Below are 18,262 nucleotides of genomic sequence, written 5' to 3'. Positions count from 1 at the left end.
ATGGGGAAATCGCTTAATCACCTGATTACCCATTACCAATTACAATTACCAATTACCCATTCTCTGATTATTGATTTTAAAGATGAAATTAATCTGTTCTCAAAGTGATCTTAGTAGCAATCTTTCCCTCGTCAGTCGTGCAGTCCCGTCCAGACCAACTCACCCTGTCCTTGCCAATATTTTATTACAAGCAGATGCCGAAACTAATCAAGTCAGTTTAACAGCCTTTGACCTCAGTTTAGGTATCCGTACCAGTTTTACTGCTGAGGTATTAGAAGGTGGGACAATTGCTCTCCCTGCCAAACTGCTTGTAGATATCACCTCTCGCTTACCAGAAGGGGAAATTACCCTTGATGACCAATCAGGAGATAATACTGGAGAAGGTATAATTGTTACTCTCAAACCCAAAAGTGGACGTTATCAAGTGCGGGCTATGGGTGCAGAAGAATTTCCCGAATTACCCGTGATTGAAAACGCCGAAGCAATTACTCTCACTACAGCGGCACTAATTGAAGGGTTGAAAGGTTCTTTATTTGCTACCAGTTCAGATGAAACCAAGCAAGTCCTCACAGGTGTACATTTAACCCTAAAACAAGATACTTTAGAATTTGCAGCCACGGACGGACACCGTTTAGCAGTTTTGGAAACTACTAATGAGCGTCCTGTGGAGGGAAGCGAACAGGTAGAGGTGACAGTACCTGCAAGAGCATTACGAGAGCTACAACGGATGTTGGGACATAATTCCACATCAGAAGAAACTGTAGCTGTCTATCTTGATCAAGGGCAAGTTGTCTTTGCTTGGCAAAATCAACGCTTAACCAGCCGCACTTTAGAAGGACAATATCCCGCTTATCGGCAATTAATTCCTCGGCAATTTGAACGCCAAGTCACATTAGAAAGAAAGCAATTTATCAGCACTTTGGAACGAATTGCTGTATTAGCAGATCAGAAAAATAATATTGTCAAAGTCAGTATTGATCATGCCAATCAAGAAATTACTTTATCTTGTGAAGCGCAAGATGTTGGTAGTGGTACAGAATCAATGCCAGCCCAAATATCTGGAGAAGATATAGACATTGCTTTTAATGTCAAATATCTGATGGAAGGTTTGAAGGAATTACCATCTTCAGAAATTCAAATGCACTTAAATCAAAGTTTAACTCCAGTAATTTTCACGCCTTTGGGTGGTTTGAAAATGACCTATTTAGCTATGCCTGTACAACTGAGAAATTAGTAAAGTAGTAGGGGTTTAGTTTTTGCTTTACCCCTACCTATAGAATCAAGCCTACGGGAATAATTTAGTAATAAATTTTACCGCCACCCCATTTAGCCCCAACAACTTTTGGTTGGAGGAGAATATGTCCAGAGATAGCCACCAAGTCATCTTCCGTCAGATTTCGCATTTGTGGGAAAATATCCGCACTCTTGATACTGGGGTGGATTTCAGAAATCTCGGTTTCACCATCATAGGTAGTGGGATTTTTGATATAGTCCACCAAACCTACAATATTATTGCGTTTAGGTAAAGCTCCTGCCAAAGCTTCTGGGTCAAGTCCCACGTTTTGGTTAGTCTTAGTTACACCACCAGCATGGCATTGAGCGCAAGCAAAATTAAAGAGTCTTTTGCCTTCTTTGACTTGTTTTAAACTGAGAACGACGGTATCACCTTGATCATTTAATGGCACCGTACGGATAGCTTCATCTAGTTGCATTGCTGTTGCAGTACCGACAACCATCTGTAATGTCAGCAAAATAGTAGCAACAACAACACCAATTAGTCTTTTAAACATATTTCCCCTCAAAGATTTTATTGAGTCACTGTAATACCAATATCATGTTAGGAGTCCAATTTGTTGCCAAAAATACGATATGTTAGACTCTCAAAATCTAAATTTCTGGATAGGATTGGGGAGACAAAGCTAAAATCGCTATTTTTGGTGTTGTGAAATGGAAATGGTATAATTGTACTTTTGTTTCGACAATTCACCCACATACACTGAGTATTTGCCTACTGTCCAGTAGCCAGAATGTTTTGGTTTACTCGCAATATCATCATTACTGAGTACACAGAAGCGCCCTCCTGGTCCCTCAACCAATAGTGTTGGCTGTCCTTCAGCCTCTACTGTTAACTGTAGATAAGGTAGTGGCTCTGTCACTTCAATCACTTGACTGGGTGTAGTGGAAGTATACCCGCAATCGGTTTTTGCCTGTCCTCCAGAGATACCAGTTAAAGTTATGGGGTCTATATCAAGAGGATTTTTAATTTTAGTAGTTGGGGGTTGTGGGGGTTGGGCAAAACTGGACTGAGTCAGCAATAAACTCATGGTTAACCCGACGGGAACAACTGTAAATATCCTGAAAGTTTTCATGTTATTTCTATGACCTTAAATGTTGATAACGCAATTTATGAATATAGTAATCTTGAATAGTCTATATTCTCAAGACGAAGGCAATCAGATGGAGTTCCTATGGGATATTTTCAAAACTAAGGCTGTAATTGACTAAATTAAGAATATTTGGAGGCGGAGAGGATGCCTAAAAAGTATCATGCAAGTAACTGAACAAAATTAATTGCATATTTTTTTCATAAACAGAAATCTCTGTATTCCTTTCCTGTTCCCTCTCCTCAATCTGAAATTTATTTTGCACGACTACTTATATCTGAATTACTGCTTCAGAGTGCGGGAAAGAATGGAAGGATTGCGTTAGGCTTGCGTTAGGCTTGATAAAACTGAAAAACAACGGGTTGTTCCATCCGTATAAAATTTCCTGATGTTCAAACTAAAACATCCTCAAAACACTAACACAGGGTGGTCTTTGGATCAACGAGATCCAAAGTTCATCGAGTCTATGATGCCTATACTAGGCTTGTTATATAACTTCTATTTTCGAGTCCAAACCAGTGGCTGGGAAAATGTCCCAGATGAAAAAATTCTGATTGTCGGTTCTCATAATGGCGGACTGGCTTCTCCGGACACATCCATGATGTTATATGATTGGTTGCGTCGCTTTAGTGTGAAAAGACCGATTTATGGTTTGATGCACCCTAAAGTTTGGGATGTGTTGCCACCGGCGGCGGAAATGGCGATGAAGGCTGGTGCAGTGAGAGCGCATCCGAAAATGGCTTACAAGGCTTTGCGGGCTGGCGCTAGTGTCTTAGTCTATCCTGGTGGCGCTGAGGATGTGTTTCGACCTCATGCAATGCGGGATAAAATTTATTTTGCCCAACGGAAGGGGTTTATTAAGTTGGCACTCCGGGAAAATGTCCCGATTATACCAGCAATTTCCTGGGGATCACATGATACTCTGATTGTCTTGGCTGACATATATGAAATTATGCAGCAATTTCATAAAATGGGGATGCCTTGGCTGTTTGGGATAGATCCTTTGGTGTTTCCTGTTTATCTGGGATTACCTTGGGGATTGGCTTTTGGACCTTGGCCGAATATTCCTTTGCCCGTGCCTATCTATACTAGGGTTTGTCCCCCGATTGTGTTTGCAAGGTATGGAAAAGAAGCCGCAAGCGATCGCATTTATGTGAACGAATGCTATGAATTAGTCAAAAGCAAAATGCAGCAAGAGTTGGATAGTTTAATTCAAGAAGCTGGTCATTAATATTATCCTGGCGGTGCTTTTGTCGCCAGGTATTTTGAAACGTTAATTAGGTATTTGTAGGTGTAACAATTGCCTGTATATTAAGTAAGTGGACGGGAGATAAACAAAACTTGTAACAATATGTAAATTTGCCTCTATGCGTTATTGTGGTTGAGTTTTAGCCATTCCCCAAAACGAAATATATTTTGATTTTCCTCCGCCCACCTACTTGGATTTCATATTGAATATATCAGAGAGTTTTATGGTACAGAAAAAACCGCAATGGTTTGAAACCGCTCTACAAATTAAAGGTTCAGTCATTGCTGCTATCTACAAACAGGTGCTGTTATGTGGTGCTTTTGGAGTTTTAATTTCTCTACTTTATCATCTTCAAATTCCCGTTTCTCAGCCAATTTTAGGGACTGTTATTCCCAGTATTGTTTTAGGTTTATTATTAGTATTTCGCACGAATACAGCTTATGATCGCTTTTGGGAAGGGAGAAAATGCTGGGGGGCAATAGTCAATACTACCCGTAATTTAGCCAGACAAATATGGGTATCTATTGATGAAAAAGAACCGGAGGATAAAAATAATAAAATTGATGCCTTAAACTTACTTGTGGCTTTTGGCGTAGCGACAAAACTACATTTACGAGGTGAGCCTATCAATAATGATTTAGAAGAATTAATGCCAGACTCTTACTATATAAAATTAAAGATTATGAATAATCCTCCTTTAGAAGTAGCTTTTTGGATTAGCGATTATTTACAACAGCAATACAATCGTCATTGCATTAATAGTTATCAATTGACATCTCTACAGGAATTATTAAATATCTTGGTAGATAATTTAGGTTCTTGTGAACGAATTTTAAGAACACCAATGCCTCTAGCTTATGCTATTCACCTTAAACAATTATTATTACTGTATTGCTTCCTCTTGCCATTTCAAATAGTTCAGAGTCTTGGCTGGTGGACTGGGTTAATTTCTGCTTTGGTTAGCTTTACGTTATTAGGTATTGAAGCCATTGGTTTAGAAATAGAAAATCCCTTTGGTTATGATGAAAATGACTTACCTTTAGACGCAATTTGCATAACAATGAAACGGAATATTGATGATTTAATCAGCTTAACTCCTACTGTGCATAAATCATGAAATTTCAAATAGCAGTGGCAATTAAAAGAATGCAGAATTTAGAATTTAGAATTTAGAATTACGTTTTGCAACGGGGATTTTACCCCGACGCAAAACCCGCTGCTTGTAGAAGCAGGGGACTTTAACCCCCAAAGGTAAGTTAAAAATCTCATCTTAGATTATCAGGAAATATCAGCTATAAATGGAGATACTGCCTCAACAAATGCCTGAGTATATTCATAGGGCATGACATTTTTGCCAATGATTTCTACTCCCTGACTTTGAGGTAAGCAATTCAGATAATATGCTAATCGTTCGTCGGGAGCTTCTGGTTTACTTTCTTTACTAATACCGCGAGCTTGTTCTCCGACAACCAATAATGTCCGGTGCGGAATTGAGGCAATATCACTACTGTAATCTCTTTGCCAAAATCTCGCTAAAAAAGCAAATACAGCATAACGCCCTCGCATATTTTTGGCATCTGCTATGAGAGTATTTAGCCATTCATCATCAACGTTTTCACTAACAGCAAACAATTTTTCAACAGAGAAAGAATATAAAAATTTGCGGGTACGGGCATAGCGGAAAAAAGCATTACCTATGGGAGATGTAAAAATGCTCCAAAGTAAGTTCTGTTGCCATTTGGGGGCATTTTTAGTAATAACTGGACGAGATGTAGGATCAGATAATACTAACCCAGCAATTAAGTCTTTTTCCAGTTTCACTAATTCAATGGCAACTGGTAATAAAGCTCCTTGGACTACGATAATAACGGGTTGTTTAACCACAGTTTGCAAGAAGTGTTCTAACTGTTTTGCCCAGTTAATTGGTGTATGCGCTAAAGCTGGCATATCACTTTCACCACATCCCAATAAGTCGGGATTATAAATAAGATTTTGGTGCTTTTTATCATACCATTCTCGGCAAAATCGCTGCCAAAATTGCCGTGATAATCCTACTCCGATAGGATGAATTAAAAGTAAGGGAATACCTGAAGCAGTAGAATTGAGAGGTTGATGAATTTCATAAGCACAGCGGTAGTTTTGCCAACTATAATACTGGGTTGGAGATGCTGTGGAGTTGCTGATTGTAGATGATGACATGATGGCAATTTTTAATAGTAACTAAAAAATCATGTGAGGATGAATGAATTGATATCCAGCATCTTTCAGTTTTTGATTGGACACCCAGGCATTATATGGGCGGGTATTTTTATTATCTGCATCCCAAATAACATTAGGTAAATTATTTTTTGTCATCACATTATTAAGTAATTCTTTATTTGTGAGATGACTATCATCTACAAGATTATAAATACCTTGTAGGCGCTGCTCACGAGCAAATTCTATTGTACTAACAATGTCATCAAGATGAATCCAATTGCTGATATCTTCCCCATTACCAGGACGGGTTGTTCCTGACGCTCTACTAAATAGTTTTACCAGTTCTCTACCGGGTCCATAAATACCTCCTAAACGTAAAATACAAACGCGGGTATTGTCATTATTTGCTGTTAATAATATATCTTCTGTTTTTCGCAGTAGTTGAGAATTGCGATTAGCTGGTGCTGGTGGGCTTTCTTCGTCTACCCATACACCGTTTCTATCTCCATAAATTGAATAACTACCTGTATATATTACTTGGTGAATATTAGGAAATTGGGGGAGGAGAGAAACTAGATTTTTGGCAGTGTTTACATAAGTTTCTTCATAAGAATCAGCGGTTTTTGCGCCGACACTTAATAAGATAACTTCTTGATTTTTTAATACAGCTTTCAAGCTTTCTAGATCATTACCTGAAGTGACAATAACCCTTTGTGCTACTGCTTCTAAAGTAGATATCCTTTGGGGATTAGTGGTAGTTGCCGTCAGCATAAAATTACTATTTGACTGCCAATATTTGCTAACGGCACAACCGACATAACCACAGCCAATAATTGCAATGTTCATGATCATTAATAGAACTAAAATAATTTATTTTTAACAATTACCAGTCAATCATCAATAGTACAGGAATCCAGAAGCTTTTGGCTAATAAGTATTAGTCTAACTTTAAATTTTCCTATCTATTCAGATGTATAACGGGAGCAGGAAGCCATATTGATAATTAAATTTTGTGAATATAGCAGCCCTATTTTCTATTTAAACTTGACTGATGCACTCAAGCAGCAGGAAATAGATTCTCTCACATATTATGGAGTATGGCTATATTATTAATTTCAGTGGCTAGGAACTGTTACTCACTGGTGATTTAGTTTGTAAGTAATTTTAACTTACTTTTTTACTTTTTATCCTCTCAAGTCGTTTTTAGTTATGAATTATACCATCTGGCATGATTGCTCCAGTTAATTTAGCACCAATTAATTTTACCAGCAGGCGATCGCCTGAACGAATTCTCGCCCCTGTCAAGTCAGCACCCCGCAAGTCAGCACCGCTAAGATCCGCACCAATCAAATTAGCCGAGCGTAAATTGGCATCTCTTAAATCTGCTAACAGTAAGTTAGCTCTAAATAAATTGGCTTCTGACAAATCCGCACCTCTGAGAATCACCTTGTGCATAAAAGTATCACTGAGATTAGAACCGCTTAAATTTGCATAACTCAAGTTTCTTCCTGATAAATCCCGATTACTCAAATTAGCGCGGCTAAAATCTTTACCACTTAAATCTGAATTTGCCTGTGGTTGTTGATAGGTTTTTTGTGGTGAGTAAGAGTATGTAGATGATGGTTTATCGGCTTGAGGTGGTGGAGAATAGGAGGGAGTGGGCTGTTTATTCCGGAAAGAGCGCAATTTATCACGAGCTTCATTAAATAATTTCAGCTTCTCATGTGCCTTGTTTTGTAAGCGCAGGTTGTCTTTGGGGAGGCGGTCCGGGTGCCAAACAAACACTAAATCTTTATAAGCCTGGTTGATTTCTTCAAGTGTGGCCCCTAACTCTAATTCTAAAATTCTGTAGTACCGCTCCAGTTCGCTGCTCGTCATAGTGTATTGATGAATATTAATTAATAATTGAACAAATGATGAGTTATTTGTTCATTCTACAACTTTCTTATTCAATGAACTTACGTTGAATAGGAGTTTGACTGCTTTTACAGCCACTAGCATCTTGACTAATTTAACTGGTTTACTTGCTATTTTTTCAGCATCAAGGAACACATCTAAATTTTCCAAAATTTACATTACAAAAAAGGGAACAGGGAATAGGGAACAGGGAACAGATAAGAAACTCAAGTTTCACCAGTTTAAAGCTCAGTCAAGAAAAAGATATTTTTCAAAGATGCGTAGCCCGAAAAAAACAGTATCATTCAAAAGCGAAACCCAACAGTATCATATAATTGATTGTTGAGTTTCTTTTGTCAAATTGATCAAATAATGTATTTTCTATGAGCTTATGTGGCAACTTTCATAAAAGAGATAAATTGAGTTTATTGCCAGATTACTAATATTTATTTGCGATATTTTGAGAGAGTTTTAAAAAGGGGCATTCGATATATTAAAAATAAATTTAGATTACATTTTGGATTATTCCTTACAACCGCCTCAGAATGAATTCTAAGGCTAATAACAAAACTCGTCTGAAGATGACTCAGAGAATATTTCAGTCCGTTTTAACGAACTTTAGTTATTAGACTGAGAATTCATTCCCAGGTGGGTTAGGTGACTAATTGAGAATCTAATTGAGAATAGTTCAAAGGTTCACACGCTGTATTCTCCATTCACCAGGGGAAACGCATCTAATTTTTTTTGACAAAATGTAACTTCTATGAATAGATAAAAAGGGCAGTATTACCATGTTAATATCAAGCCAATAAATGAGTATGAAGAAAATTTGATGGTAAATTCGTTTCTATAAGAATCAATAAAATGAGTTGAAGTGGTATTCTCAATAAAACTAAAGAGACAAAATTCACAAAATGAAGCTACCACCAAAAATCACAATAGTAGATCACTTTAAAGATTTAGAAGATAAAAGAGTTGAGAGAACAAAAAGGCATAAATTAATAGATATAGTAACCATTGCGATTTGTGCAGTGATCTGTGGAGTAGATAGTTGGGTATTGATGGAGGCTTATGGAAAAAAGAAAGAAAAATGGCTAAAACAATTTTTAGAACTTCCAAACGGGATTCCATCTCATGATACATTCGCCAGAGTATTTGCGAGAATAGATCCGCAACAATTTCAGAATTGTTTTTTGAGTTGGATAAAATCTATCAATAAAATTACAGAAGGAGAAGTCATAGCAATAGATGGGAAAACATTAAGGCATTCATATGATAAAGGAAAGGATAAAGGTGCGATTCACATGGTAAGTGCATGGGCAACTAGTAATAAATTAGTATTAGGACAATGTAAAGTAGAAGAAAAGTCAAATGAAATAACAGCCATACCGGAATTAATTAAAGTATTAGATATAGCCGGATGTTTAGTAACGATTGATGCGATGGGGTGTCAAAAAGAGATAGTAAAATCAATTGCAGAAAAATCAGGCGAATATATTATCGCACTCAAAAAGAATCAAGGTAATTTATATAAGAATGTAGAAGAAATCTTCAAAGAAGCTATATCTAAAGGGTTTGAGGGATTCAAATATAGTGAATTTCATACAAAAGAAGACAAACATGGAAGAGAAGAGATTCGTCATTATCTCATGTTATCAGACATAGAAGAAAGAATAGATACTGATAAGAAATGGGTAAATCTTCAAAGTGTAGGAATGGTAGAATATATACGAAAAGTTAATGGAAAAACGAAGGTTGAGACAGGCTATTATATAAGTAGTTTGACAAATAATGCGAAATTACTAGGAGAATCAGTCCGCACTCATTGGGGTATAGAGAATTCATTACACTGGGTTTTAGATGTAGCTTTTAGAGAAGATGATTGTCGGATAAGAAAGGATAATGCACCACAAAACTTTGCAGTTATTCGTCATATAGCAGTTAATCTTTTAGGAAAAGAAAAAAGCCAAAAACTAGGAACTAAAAGTAAGCAGTTTTGTGCAGGATGGGATGATGAATATTTAGAGAAGATTTTAGAATGTATCTGATAAAAATCAGAAAATATAGACAAATATAAATATAACCAATTTATTTTTCTGTTGATTCTACAATAGAATCTATATTTTTGATGCCAAAAAATATAGATATTAATATATAGAACTGAACAAAATAAATCCATCATTAAAAATAAATAATTACTCTAAATTTATGAAATTTTTATAATTTTAATAAAGGAATTTATCAGATTTTGAATGAAGTTAGATATTTTCCCATATTGATGCACTAATATAGTATTCTGTCAAGATAATTTAGATGCGTTTCCCCTGCTCCATTCACCTACACTTTGTATTTGTGACTAAATACCGAAAGAAAATAATTAATGCTCCAATACTGGACAGAATGCACGAGATTTTCGCAAATATTTGCATTAAAACTAACTGTATATTAGTAGAGTTTTCCGGTGAACAAGATCATGTCGATTTATTGGTAGACTACCACCCGGACAATAATATCTCTGATTTTACATCTAGTTTAAAATCTGCCAGTAGCAGGATTATTCGTAAAGAATTTAAAGAACATATTGATAAATTTTATTGGAAACCTGTCTTCTGGTCTAGCTCGTATTATGTGGCGTCAAGTGGTGGTGCGCCAATTGAAAAACTAAAGCAATATATCAAGGAACAAGACGCACCAACGAAGTAAATAGAATAGAAAGATGGTTATTTTCGCTTCGCACTCAATAACCCGCTCTAACCCCTACCCTATGGGTACATTGAGGGTAGGGACTGCCGCGAGAAGTTCAACAATTAATTGTTGGGGAAGAGACGAGCCATTTCTGATTCATTAAAAACCTCAGATGGCAGTTCTTCCAAATTGTCGTCACAATTCTGAAACGAAGTTTCATCACCCCAGATGTCCGAAACTACATCATCAAATCCATTTTCTGCAGATGTATTCAGCCCAGTAAAAGCATGATCAGGTATTTCCCCAAAGGGATTTTCACCAACTGAAGTGAGGCTATTAAGGCTCTGATCATTGCTTTCATCAATTAAAGACATGGAAGTAAAGGAAACATGACCGAAATTACCCATTGCTTCTGAGTCATGGGCAATATCTTCATCAGATAAGGAAATATCACCAAAGCCATCATCATCTTGTTCTACAGCCCAAGTCGCTTGTGTTTCGTTTCCCAACTCATTCAGACTCATCTCAGGGATTGAGAAAGATTCCGCTTCTGGTTCAGGTCCATCCACCATGACCACAGCCTGCTGACGAGAGTACATCTGTGGTTCTACTGTAGGACTGAGACGATTACCAAGGGCAATATCGGGGTCAAAATGTAAATTCAGAACTTCAATTAAAGTATCCGCATCTGGATTCAGTTTGGCAAAGGGAAGCATTAGCTGGGCCAATTTCGGTTCTAGAGCATTAATAACTCCCAGGATAAGGTAAGAAGAAGGTCGCTTGCCGCCATCAGGGGTATAAACTGATTCAACAGTCATCTGAAGCGTAATCCATTCACGATTGGCTTGAAAGAATTGCAGCCACTTTTGTTTGATCGAATCGGTAAAACTATCAAAGAAAGCCATAAACCCATCCTGAGAGGTAAAATGTTTTATACAATCATCAAGTCTAATTCCTCTTCAGCATTTCTGGGTTGAACTTTTACTGAATTGAGATAAAAACCTGACAATAAAGAAAAAGGTTCACGATCTGAAGTATCGGAGGGAACAACATCCTCATAGTCATCACCACTGCTGAATTAGTAAATATTTATTAAATTAGAAAATACCTGATATAAAACTTAATAAATGATGCGTAATAGGTAACAGGTAAGGGGTGAAAAAAGAAAGTTCTTCGCAACCGACAACTAACAATTGACAAATGACTAAAAAACAAAAATTTCCTTACCTACTAGGTTCTAAATGGACTGCACAACAAAAAGTTGATGGCTGGCGACATTTTCAGGTTGTTAACCGTAAAAATCAGGGTAAATGGGTATATGCAGAAATGGTAGCAGCTTGTGATCCTCAAGTGCGCTTTTGGTTAAATGCTAAATTATTGCAAGATAATTCCCAGTGGTATGCTGGGTGGCAAACTTTGCAAGAAATTAATTCTATTGAATCCGATCCAAAAAAGCTAACAAAAGCTAACAATTGTTAGCTAACCCTAATTGATAAAAAAACAAGGGATGATCAAAATATAGGAAAATTTTGATCATCCCTTCCCACTAGATATTTTATTGTAAAATCTGATTCCGACAGTATTCTTGCGTAGGTGTCACAGAAGCAACTTCCACCTCTACAGGTTTCTCTGGAGTGGGGTTAATAATAAACTCACTGGGTCCTTGATGAGGTTTTTGAGAATTTCCCCAATCATAAGTATAACCTAAACCAGACCAAGGATAATATTCCTTTTTAGCATTGGTGTAGGAATTGGTATATATTGCCTTGACTACAGGACTACTATCAGGAACAGGTAAAGGTAAAAGATTACAACTAGCATCGTTAATTTCTGCATCAATACATGGTCTAGTTAGATCTTCTGCTTTTACCCACATTTCGACAAAATGGGTTTTCGTAGAATATTTATTTAAGATTAATCCCAAATACTGTTGTAACCGCAATGAAAGTTCAACATTATCAGGAATATTGCTATCAATAGCTTGATATTTCTGACAAAATTCTTTCACTTGTGGAACTGCTGTAAACCAAGTTTGATAAGGTAGCAGTTTTTTTGTACCTATTGGCCAATCTGAACTTGGGCTACTTGTATATTTCCAAGTTGACATCAAATATTCTATTTTGCCATTATTTTCTCTCCATTTAACCTGTGGATTATTTGGAGATAAAGCCAAAAGATTATTCACTACTTCATCTGCTAATGGTTGTTTAGCATCTTCAATACTTTCTGCCAATTTTTTTGTCAGAATATTATAAGTTTCTGGTTGATACTGCAATAGATAATCATAGACATTTTGGGTTACTTCCAATTGTGATAATTGGGTTTTTGCTACGGGTGTACTATAGCTAGTCATTCCTTCAGCTAATACCCTATTTTGCCATCCAAAAACTAAAAATGCACAACAAAGTAAGCCCAAAAATAATTTATGCTGCCAATTTTTCATGATTAATCACCTGGTACGTTAAATTTTCCGTCAAAGATGATTCTATATGAAAACACTATCAATTCTGTAACAATAATTGTTAATAAAACATTAAAAATACTTAAAAAAATATCGTAACCATAAATTTCATATAGGGCTACTATTTGATTTTTGAACAAGCTGTAAACCGTAAACCCCATCGAATCAACGATTGAGTCTCAGTATAATGAACAACAATCAAACCGGATTCCTATATATTCAGAATTTTTACTAGCGTATTAATACTTAAAAAAGATAATGTGTCAGCACTTTTCCAGGACATTGACTAGTACATCACGGCGTAAATAAAGCAACCATATTCAATCGCCAAAAAGCTTACGGTATATTAGTTTTGACTTTTGACTTTTGACTTCCGCCCTGCGTTACTAGTAGTCTGTCAAGATAAAAATGATGGACTGTAGTGTGAGCGTCTCGCTCACGCGGGCAAGACTTGTACTGAGCCTGCGATGCCCTGAGCCTGTCGGAGGGTCGAAGTATGCCCGCACTACAAGAGTTTCATAATTCAAGTTTGTACCTCATTAGAAGTCAACAAAAGTATTGCAGGTGAAGTTGCTAGTTTCAAAGGGGTTGTGAATATTCCCAGGAAGGAAATTGTCAACAGAAATTAACTACAGAAATTAACTATATTTGTGATATCTGAAATAAAGCTAAAAACGTACATTCCCAAACCAAGCGAGGTTGGGCATAACAAAGTAAATTTTTACGAGTTTTTTCTAACTGTTGAATAATTTTTGGTTCATGTATTTGTTGCCAATAGTATTGTTGCAGATAATCAATTAACCATAATTGAGCTTCAGTATCTAATTCTTTATCAATTTTCTTGGCTAATTCTAAAGCATGACGGTAAGATGTCGGGATTTTTTTCACCTGGGCGATGAACTCGCTAGGAATTTTTTGTAATTGTTGATAAGATAAAATCGCATTTCCTGGACTACCTGCGGCTATATTTAAAACCTCTGGATGTTGCAAAATTTCGGCATTTCCTGTTTGCATCAATACCTGACTCATCACAGCAATATCCAACCGATAAAAAGGAATCTTTTGACAACGGGATACTAAAGTTGGTAACACAGATTCTGGTGAAGGGGCAATTAAAATTAATGTCGCTTTTCCCGGTTCTTCCAAAGTTTTTAACAACGCATTAGCCGCAGATTCCGCCATTGTTTCCGCTTGTTCTAGGACTATGATATTTCTCTCTGCTGCCAACGGTGGCCGAGAAAGAAATTGCGTAATTTCTCGAATTTGTTCCAAACGAATCACTGGTGGGGCTTTGCGTTTAACGCCCTTTTCTGCTGCTTCTGCTGGTGTAAGTCTTTGTCCTTGAAATTGATAAGTTGGTTCTACCCACAATAAAGCCGGATGATTTCTTTGACGAATCCGAGTTTGTAAAAGGGGAATTTGATCAGGTGCTACAGAACTGGAAAAAAGTAATTCAATAAAACACCGGGCTGCTAAACTTCTACCTACACCATCTGCACCTACAAACATATAAGCAGGTGCAACTCGATTTTGTTTAACAGACTGAGTTAGTAATTCTACTGCTTGCTGTTGTCCGACTAATGGTGAGAACATAAATTATGAAAACAGGCGATTATGTAAAATTTCCTGTATACTTTGTTGCACATTTTCTTGACTATTATTCCCATCTACCCGTACAATCCGAGACGCATAAGATATAGCTAACTCCGTATATCCCCGCTGTACCCGCCGATGAAACGCAATTGTTTCTTGTTCAATCCTGTCTAATTTAGCTTGTCCACGTTTGCGAGACAGCCCTATCTCCACATCTACATCTAACCAAATAGTTAAATCACTAGCTAAACCACCAGTAGCAATTTGATTAAGTTGATTAATTATACTCATACTTAAACCCCTGCCATAACCTTGATAGGCAATAGTAGAATCAGTATAGCGATCACACAAAATATACTTCCCTATGGCTAAATTAGGTTTTAATTCCTCTTCAATGTGTTGCGCCCTATCCGCAGCATACAATAACAGTTCCGTCACTTCCCCCACGGGCTTATTAAGTGACTTTTCCAATAATAACATCCGTAAATCCTTTCCTAACTCTGTTCCCCCCGGTTCACGAGTCAGCACCACAGATATATTTAAACTTTCTAGCCACTGAGAACACAGTTGCATCTGAGTAGTTTTACCACAACCTTCTACCCCTTCAAATACAATTAATTTACCACTCATATTGTCAAATTTTGCTACTACCGATTTTATGAACTCATTTTCTCACGTCTCAAACCATACCTAATTCCCGAACGACTGTAAAGGCATATAGCAGCTTTCAGCGGTTAGTAGTCAGAACTAAATTACTTTCAGTCTAAGCTTCTATGATTGAAATTAGAATTTCATTTAACTGCATACCGCTAAGTAGGTTGGCGTTGAAAATTGTCGTCATAGCACTAGGCAAGAGGCAATACTTCGACTTCGCTCAGTAACCAGAGGCAAGAGGCAAGAGTAAAGAAGTTTTCAGCGATTTTACATTTCTTTACACAGTTTGGTTTTATTGTGTTCACCTACTTATAGTATTTACCTATATTAATTTACCATGACTATAAAGAGTTTATTGTCAACTCCTGAATCTGGCAATAACAAATATTTAACCCCCTTCCAAGTGGAAACCTATAGTTTTTTAAGCATAATCAACCCCCCAATAGATTTGACTAAATTACGAGCCAGGGGAAACGCATCTAATTTTTTTTGACAAAATGTAACTTCTATGAATAGATAAAAAGGGCAATATTACCATGTTAATATCAAGCCAATAAATGAGTATGAAGAAAATTTGATGGTAAATTCGTTTCTATAAGAATCAATAAAATGAGTTGAAGTGGTATTCTCAATAAAACTAAAGAGACAAAATTCACAAAATGAAGCTACCACCAAAAATCACAATAGTAGATCACTTTAAAGATTTAGAAGATAAAAGAGTTGAGAGAACAAAAAGGCATAAATTAATAGATATAGTAACCATTGCGATTTGTGCAGTGATCTGTGGAGTAGATAGTTGGGTATTGATGGAGGCTTATGGAAAAAAGAAAGAAAAATGGCTAAAACAATTTTTAGAACTTCCAAACGGGATTCCATCTCATGATACATTCGCCAGAGTATTTGCGAGAATAGATCCGCAACAATTTCAGAATTGTTTTTTGAGTTGGATAAAATCTATCAATAAAATTACAGAAGGAGAAGTCATAGCAATAGATGGGAAAACATTAAGGCATTCATATGATAAAGGAAAGGATAAAGGTGCGATTCACATGGTAAGTGCATGGGCAACTAGTAATAAATTAGTATTAGGACAATGTAAAGTAGAAGAAAAGTCAAATGAAATAACAGCCATACCGGAATTAATTAAAGTATTAGATATAGCCGGATGTTTAGTAACGATTGATGCGATGGGGTGTCAAAAAGAGATAGTAAAATCAATTGCAGAAAAATCAGGCGAATATATTATCGCACTCAAAAAGAATCAAGGTAATTTATATAAGAATGTAGAAGAAATCTTCAAAGAAGCTATATCTAAAGGGTTTGAGGGATTCAAATATAGTGAATTTCATACAAAAGAAGACAAACATGGAAGAGAAGAGATTCGTCATTATCTCATGTTATCAGACATAGAAGAAAGAATAGATACTGATAAGAAATGGGTAAATCTTCAAAGTGTAGGAATGGTAGAATATATACGAAAAGTTAATGGAAAAACGAAGGTTGAGACAGGCTATTATATAAGTAGTTTGACAAATAATGCGAAATTACTAGGAGAATCAGTCCGCACTCATTGGGGTATAGAGAATTCATTACACTGGGTTTTAGATGTAGCTTTTAGAGAAGATGATTGTCGGATAAGAAAGGATAATGCACCACAAAACTTTGCAGTTATTCGTCATATAGCAGTTAATCTTTTAGGAAAAGAAAAAAGCCAAAAACTAGGAACTAAAAGTAAGCAGTTTTGTGCAGGATGGGATGATGAATATTTAGAGAAGATTTTAGAATGTATCTGATAAAAATCAGAAAATATAGACAAATATAAATATAACCAATTTATTTTTCTGTTGATTCTACAATAGAATCTATATTTTTGATGCCAAAAAATATAGATATTAATATATAGAACTGAACAAAATAAATCCATCATTAAAAATAAATAATTACTCTAAATTTATGAAATTTTTATAATTTTAATAAAGGAATTTATCAGATTTTGAATGAAGTTAGATATTTTCCCATATTGATGCACTAATATAGTATTCTGTCAAGATAATTTAGATGCGTTTCCCCTGAATTACGAGCTTAGTTAATTACATAAAAAGTCATCAAATCCAAAAAGAACTTACCTGAAAATAAAAAATACAATAATGCCTATAACTGGAGATACCAATGAAAATTTATTCATGTCTTCATTATTTTCACAAAATCACTATCTTTTTTGGACAAAACAGTATTATGATAAATAATAAATAGCAAGCCACTTATATAAACTGGAGATAAAATATAAAATTGCCAATAATGCAACAAACAAAAATTTCTACCAGGGGATTACTTCACCTGGGATTATCTTTTTCCCTATTAACAGGACTTTATGCCTGTGGTAAAGAAGGCAATTCTAGGATCAATCTTGAAAATTTAAATATTGGTGTGAATGTAACACAGATTCAAAAAGTTACCAAACAAAATCAGGACACTACAGTTTACATTCAAGGTAAAATAGAAAAGATCGCTCCTTTAATTCAGAAAAAAGCATATCAAATCAACGACTCAACTGGAAAAATCTGGATTATCACTAATCAAGGCAATTTTCAAGTTGGAGAACAGGTAGTATTGAAGGGTAATGTGCAGTACAAAAGTGTCCCTTTAGCTGGCAAAGAATACGGAGAAATTTATTTAGAGGAAAAATAATTTATGAATAATCAATTAGTTCATGTAGCCGTTACCATTCTCTATCGAGAAAATAAATTCCTGATGCAATTGCGGGATAATATTCCTAATATTATCGCTCCTGGTTGTTGGGCTTTGTTTGGTGGACATATCGAACCTGGAGAAACTCCAGAAATAGCAGTTCAGCGAGAAGTTATGGAAGAAATTGGTTATGAGTTAACTGACTTTACTCAATTTGGAATTTATAGCGATGAAAAAGCTATTCGTTATGTATTTCAAGCACCATTGTTAATAACAGTAAATCAACTTGTTCTTTCTGAAGGTTGGGATCTAGATTTGTTAACAGCAGAAGATATCTACAGAGGTGAATGTTATTCTGTAAAAGCAGGAGAAGTAAGACCTTTAGCAAGTTTACCTCAGAAAATAATGCTGGATTTTATCAAAACCCTATAGTTCGATTACTCGATTTACAGA

18 protein-coding genes and 1 pseudogene are annotated in these 18,262 nt (G+C 36.0%); 9 read left to right on the top strand and 10 right to left on the bottom strand.

Annotated elements, in window-relative coordinates; all coding sequences use genetic code 11:
- Positions 1 to 82 precede the first annotated feature (82 nt).
- On the top strand, positions 83 to 1,234 hold the full coding sequence (dnaN, locus tag HGD76_RS11745; protein WP_148761716.1) for a DNA polymerase III subunit beta: 1,152 nt from the start codon (positions 83 to 85) through the stop codon (positions 1,232 to 1,234).
- A 64-nt stretch (positions 1,235 to 1,298) separates the two neighbouring features.
- Here the strand turns inward: dnaN and psbV are convergent, their stop codons facing one another.
- Together psbV and HGD76_RS11735 are read right to left on the bottom strand one after the other, a co-directional pair.
- A complete protein-coding gene (gene psbV / locus HGD76_RS11740) occupies positions 1,299 to 1,790 on the bottom strand; it encodes a photosystem II cytochrome c-550 (RefSeq protein ID WP_148761718.1) in 492 nt (163 codons plus the stop codon).
- Between the two features lie 138 nt (positions 1,791 to 1,928).
- The gene (locus HGD76_RS11735) at positions 1,929 to 2,369 is read right to left on the bottom strand and encodes a hypothetical protein (RefSeq protein ID WP_168695880.1); all 441 of its coding nucleotides are present in this window, start codon (positions 2,367 to 2,369) and stop codon (positions 1,929 to 1,931) included.
- A 403-nt stretch (positions 2,370 to 2,772) separates the two neighbouring features.
- Between HGD76_RS11735 and HGD76_RS11730 the strand changes: the two genes are divergently transcribed.
- Together HGD76_RS11730 and HGD76_RS11725 are read left to right on the top strand one after the other, a co-directional pair.
- Positions 2,773 to 3,615 (top strand): lysophospholipid acyltransferase family protein, encoded by an 843-nt coding sequence (locus HGD76_RS11730; RefSeq protein WP_015079560.1) that lies wholly within the window; start codon positions 2,773 to 2,775, stop codon positions 3,613 to 3,615.
- Between the two features lie 241 nt (positions 3,616 to 3,856).
- Positions 3,857 to 4,750, top strand: coding sequence for a bestrophin family protein (locus HGD76_RS11725; protein ID WP_168695879.1), 894 nt, complete (start codon positions 3,857 to 3,859; stop codon positions 4,748 to 4,750).
- Positions 4,751 to 4,911: 161 nt separating this feature from the next.
- On the opposite strand, the gene HGD76_RS11720 is transcribed toward HGD76_RS11725, so the two are convergent.
- The 3 genes from HGD76_RS11720 to HGD76_RS11710 all read right to left on the bottom strand — a co-directional run bounded on the left by HGD76_RS11720 (position 4,912) and on the right by HGD76_RS11710 (position 7,710).
- The gene (locus HGD76_RS11720; protein ID WP_168695878.1) at positions 4,912 to 5,832 is read right to left on the bottom strand and encodes an alpha/beta fold hydrolase; all 921 of its coding nucleotides are present in this window, start codon (positions 5,830 to 5,832) and stop codon (positions 4,912 to 4,914) included.
- Between the two features lie 21 nt (positions 5,833 to 5,853).
- Positions 5,854 to 6,678 (bottom strand): NAD-dependent epimerase/dehydratase family protein, encoded by an 825-nt coding sequence (locus HGD76_RS11715; protein ID WP_015079563.1) that lies wholly within the window; start codon positions 6,676 to 6,678, stop codon positions 5,854 to 5,856.
- A gap of 357 nt (positions 6,679 to 7,035) precedes the next feature.
- A complete protein-coding gene (locus tag HGD76_RS11710; protein ID WP_168695877.1) occupies positions 7,036 to 7,710 on the bottom strand; it encodes a pentapeptide repeat-containing protein in 675 nt (224 codons plus the stop codon).
- 932 nt (positions 7,711 to 8,642) lie between these two features.
- On the opposite strand from HGD76_RS11710, the gene HGD76_RS11705 reads away from it, so the two are divergent.
- Together HGD76_RS11705 and tnpA are read left to right on the top strand one after the other, a co-directional pair.
- Entirely contained in the window at positions 8,643 to 9,776 is a 1,134-nt protein-coding gene (locus tag HGD76_RS11705; RefSeq protein WP_168694588.1) for an ISAs1-like element ISAsp2 family transposase, read from the top strand.
- 265 nt (positions 9,777 to 10,041) lie between these two features.
- The gene (tnpA, locus tag HGD76_RS11700) at positions 10,042 to 10,431 is read left to right on the top strand and encodes an IS200/IS605 family transposase (protein ID WP_168695876.1); all 390 of its coding nucleotides are present in this window, start codon (positions 10,042 to 10,044) and stop codon (positions 10,429 to 10,431) included.
- A 104-nt stretch (positions 10,432 to 10,535) separates the two neighbouring features.
- Here tnpA and HGD76_RS11695 read toward each other — a convergent pair whose 3' ends face one another.
- Both HGD76_RS11695 and HGD76_RS25365 read right to left on the bottom strand, forming a co-directional pair.
- Positions 10,536 to 11,318, bottom strand: coding sequence for a DUF5331 domain-containing protein (locus tag HGD76_RS11695; RefSeq protein ID WP_168695875.1), 783 nt, complete (start codon positions 11,316 to 11,318; stop codon positions 10,536 to 10,538).
- 26 nt (positions 11,319 to 11,344) lie between these two features.
- Positions 11,345 to 11,470 (bottom strand): annotated as a pseudogene (locus tag HGD76_RS25365) (ferredoxin:protochlorophyllide reductase (ATP-dependent) iron-sulfur ATP-binding protein); the annotation flags it as partial.
- Between the two features lie 143 nt (positions 11,471 to 11,613).
- Here HGD76_RS25365 and HGD76_RS11685 point away from each other — a divergent pair.
- Positions 11,614 to 11,892, top strand: coding sequence for a TIGR02450 family Trp-rich protein (locus HGD76_RS11685; RefSeq protein ID WP_015079566.1), 279 nt, complete (start codon positions 11,614 to 11,616; stop codon positions 11,890 to 11,892).
- A gap of 76 nt (positions 11,893 to 11,968) precedes the next feature.
- On the opposite strand, the gene HGD76_RS11680 is transcribed toward HGD76_RS11685, so the two are convergent.
- The 3 genes from HGD76_RS11680 to tmk form a co-directional block, all read right to left on the bottom strand.
- Positions 11,969 to 12,856, bottom strand: a complete 888-nt coding sequence (locus tag HGD76_RS11680) for a hypothetical protein (protein ID WP_148761736.1) — start codon at positions 12,854 to 12,856, stop codon at positions 11,969 to 11,971.
- Positions 12,857 to 13,516: 660 nt separating this feature from the next.
- On the bottom strand, positions 13,517 to 14,467 hold the full coding sequence (locus HGD76_RS11675) for a DNA polymerase III subunit delta' (protein ID WP_168695874.1): 951 nt from the start codon (positions 14,465 to 14,467) through the stop codon (positions 13,517 to 13,519).
- 3 nt (positions 14,468 to 14,470) lie between these two features.
- On the bottom strand, positions 14,471 to 15,097 hold the full coding sequence (gene tmk, locus HGD76_RS11670; protein WP_148766848.1) for a dTMP kinase: 627 nt from the start codon (positions 15,095 to 15,097) through the stop codon (positions 14,471 to 14,473).
- 683 nt (positions 15,098 to 15,780) lie between these two features.
- Between tmk and HGD76_RS11665 the strand changes: the two genes are divergently transcribed.
- The 3 genes from HGD76_RS11665 to HGD76_RS11655 all read left to right on the top strand — a co-directional run bounded on the left by HGD76_RS11665 (position 15,781) and on the right by HGD76_RS11655 (position 18,241).
- A complete protein-coding gene (locus HGD76_RS11665; RefSeq protein ID WP_168694588.1) occupies positions 15,781 to 16,914 on the top strand; it encodes an ISAs1-like element ISAsp2 family transposase in 1,134 nt (377 codons plus the stop codon).
- 505 nt (positions 16,915 to 17,419) lie between these two features.
- Entirely contained in the window at positions 17,420 to 17,809 is a 390-nt protein-coding gene (locus tag HGD76_RS11660) for a hypothetical protein (protein ID WP_015079571.1), read from the top strand.
- 3 nt (positions 17,810 to 17,812) lie between these two features.
- On the top strand, positions 17,813 to 18,241 hold the full coding sequence (locus tag HGD76_RS11655) for an NUDIX hydrolase (protein WP_168695873.1): 429 nt from the start codon (positions 17,813 to 17,815) through the stop codon (positions 18,239 to 18,241).
- The last annotated feature ends 21 nt before the right edge of the window (positions 18,242 to 18,262 follow it).

It is taken from the genome of Dolichospermum flos-aquae CCAP 1403/13F (assembly GCF_012516395.1).
Taxonomy (GTDB): domain Bacteria; phylum Cyanobacteriota; class Cyanobacteriia; order Cyanobacteriales; family Nostocaceae; genus Dolichospermum; species Dolichospermum lemmermannii.
This window is presented reverse-complemented; position numbering and strand designations above follow the sequence as displayed.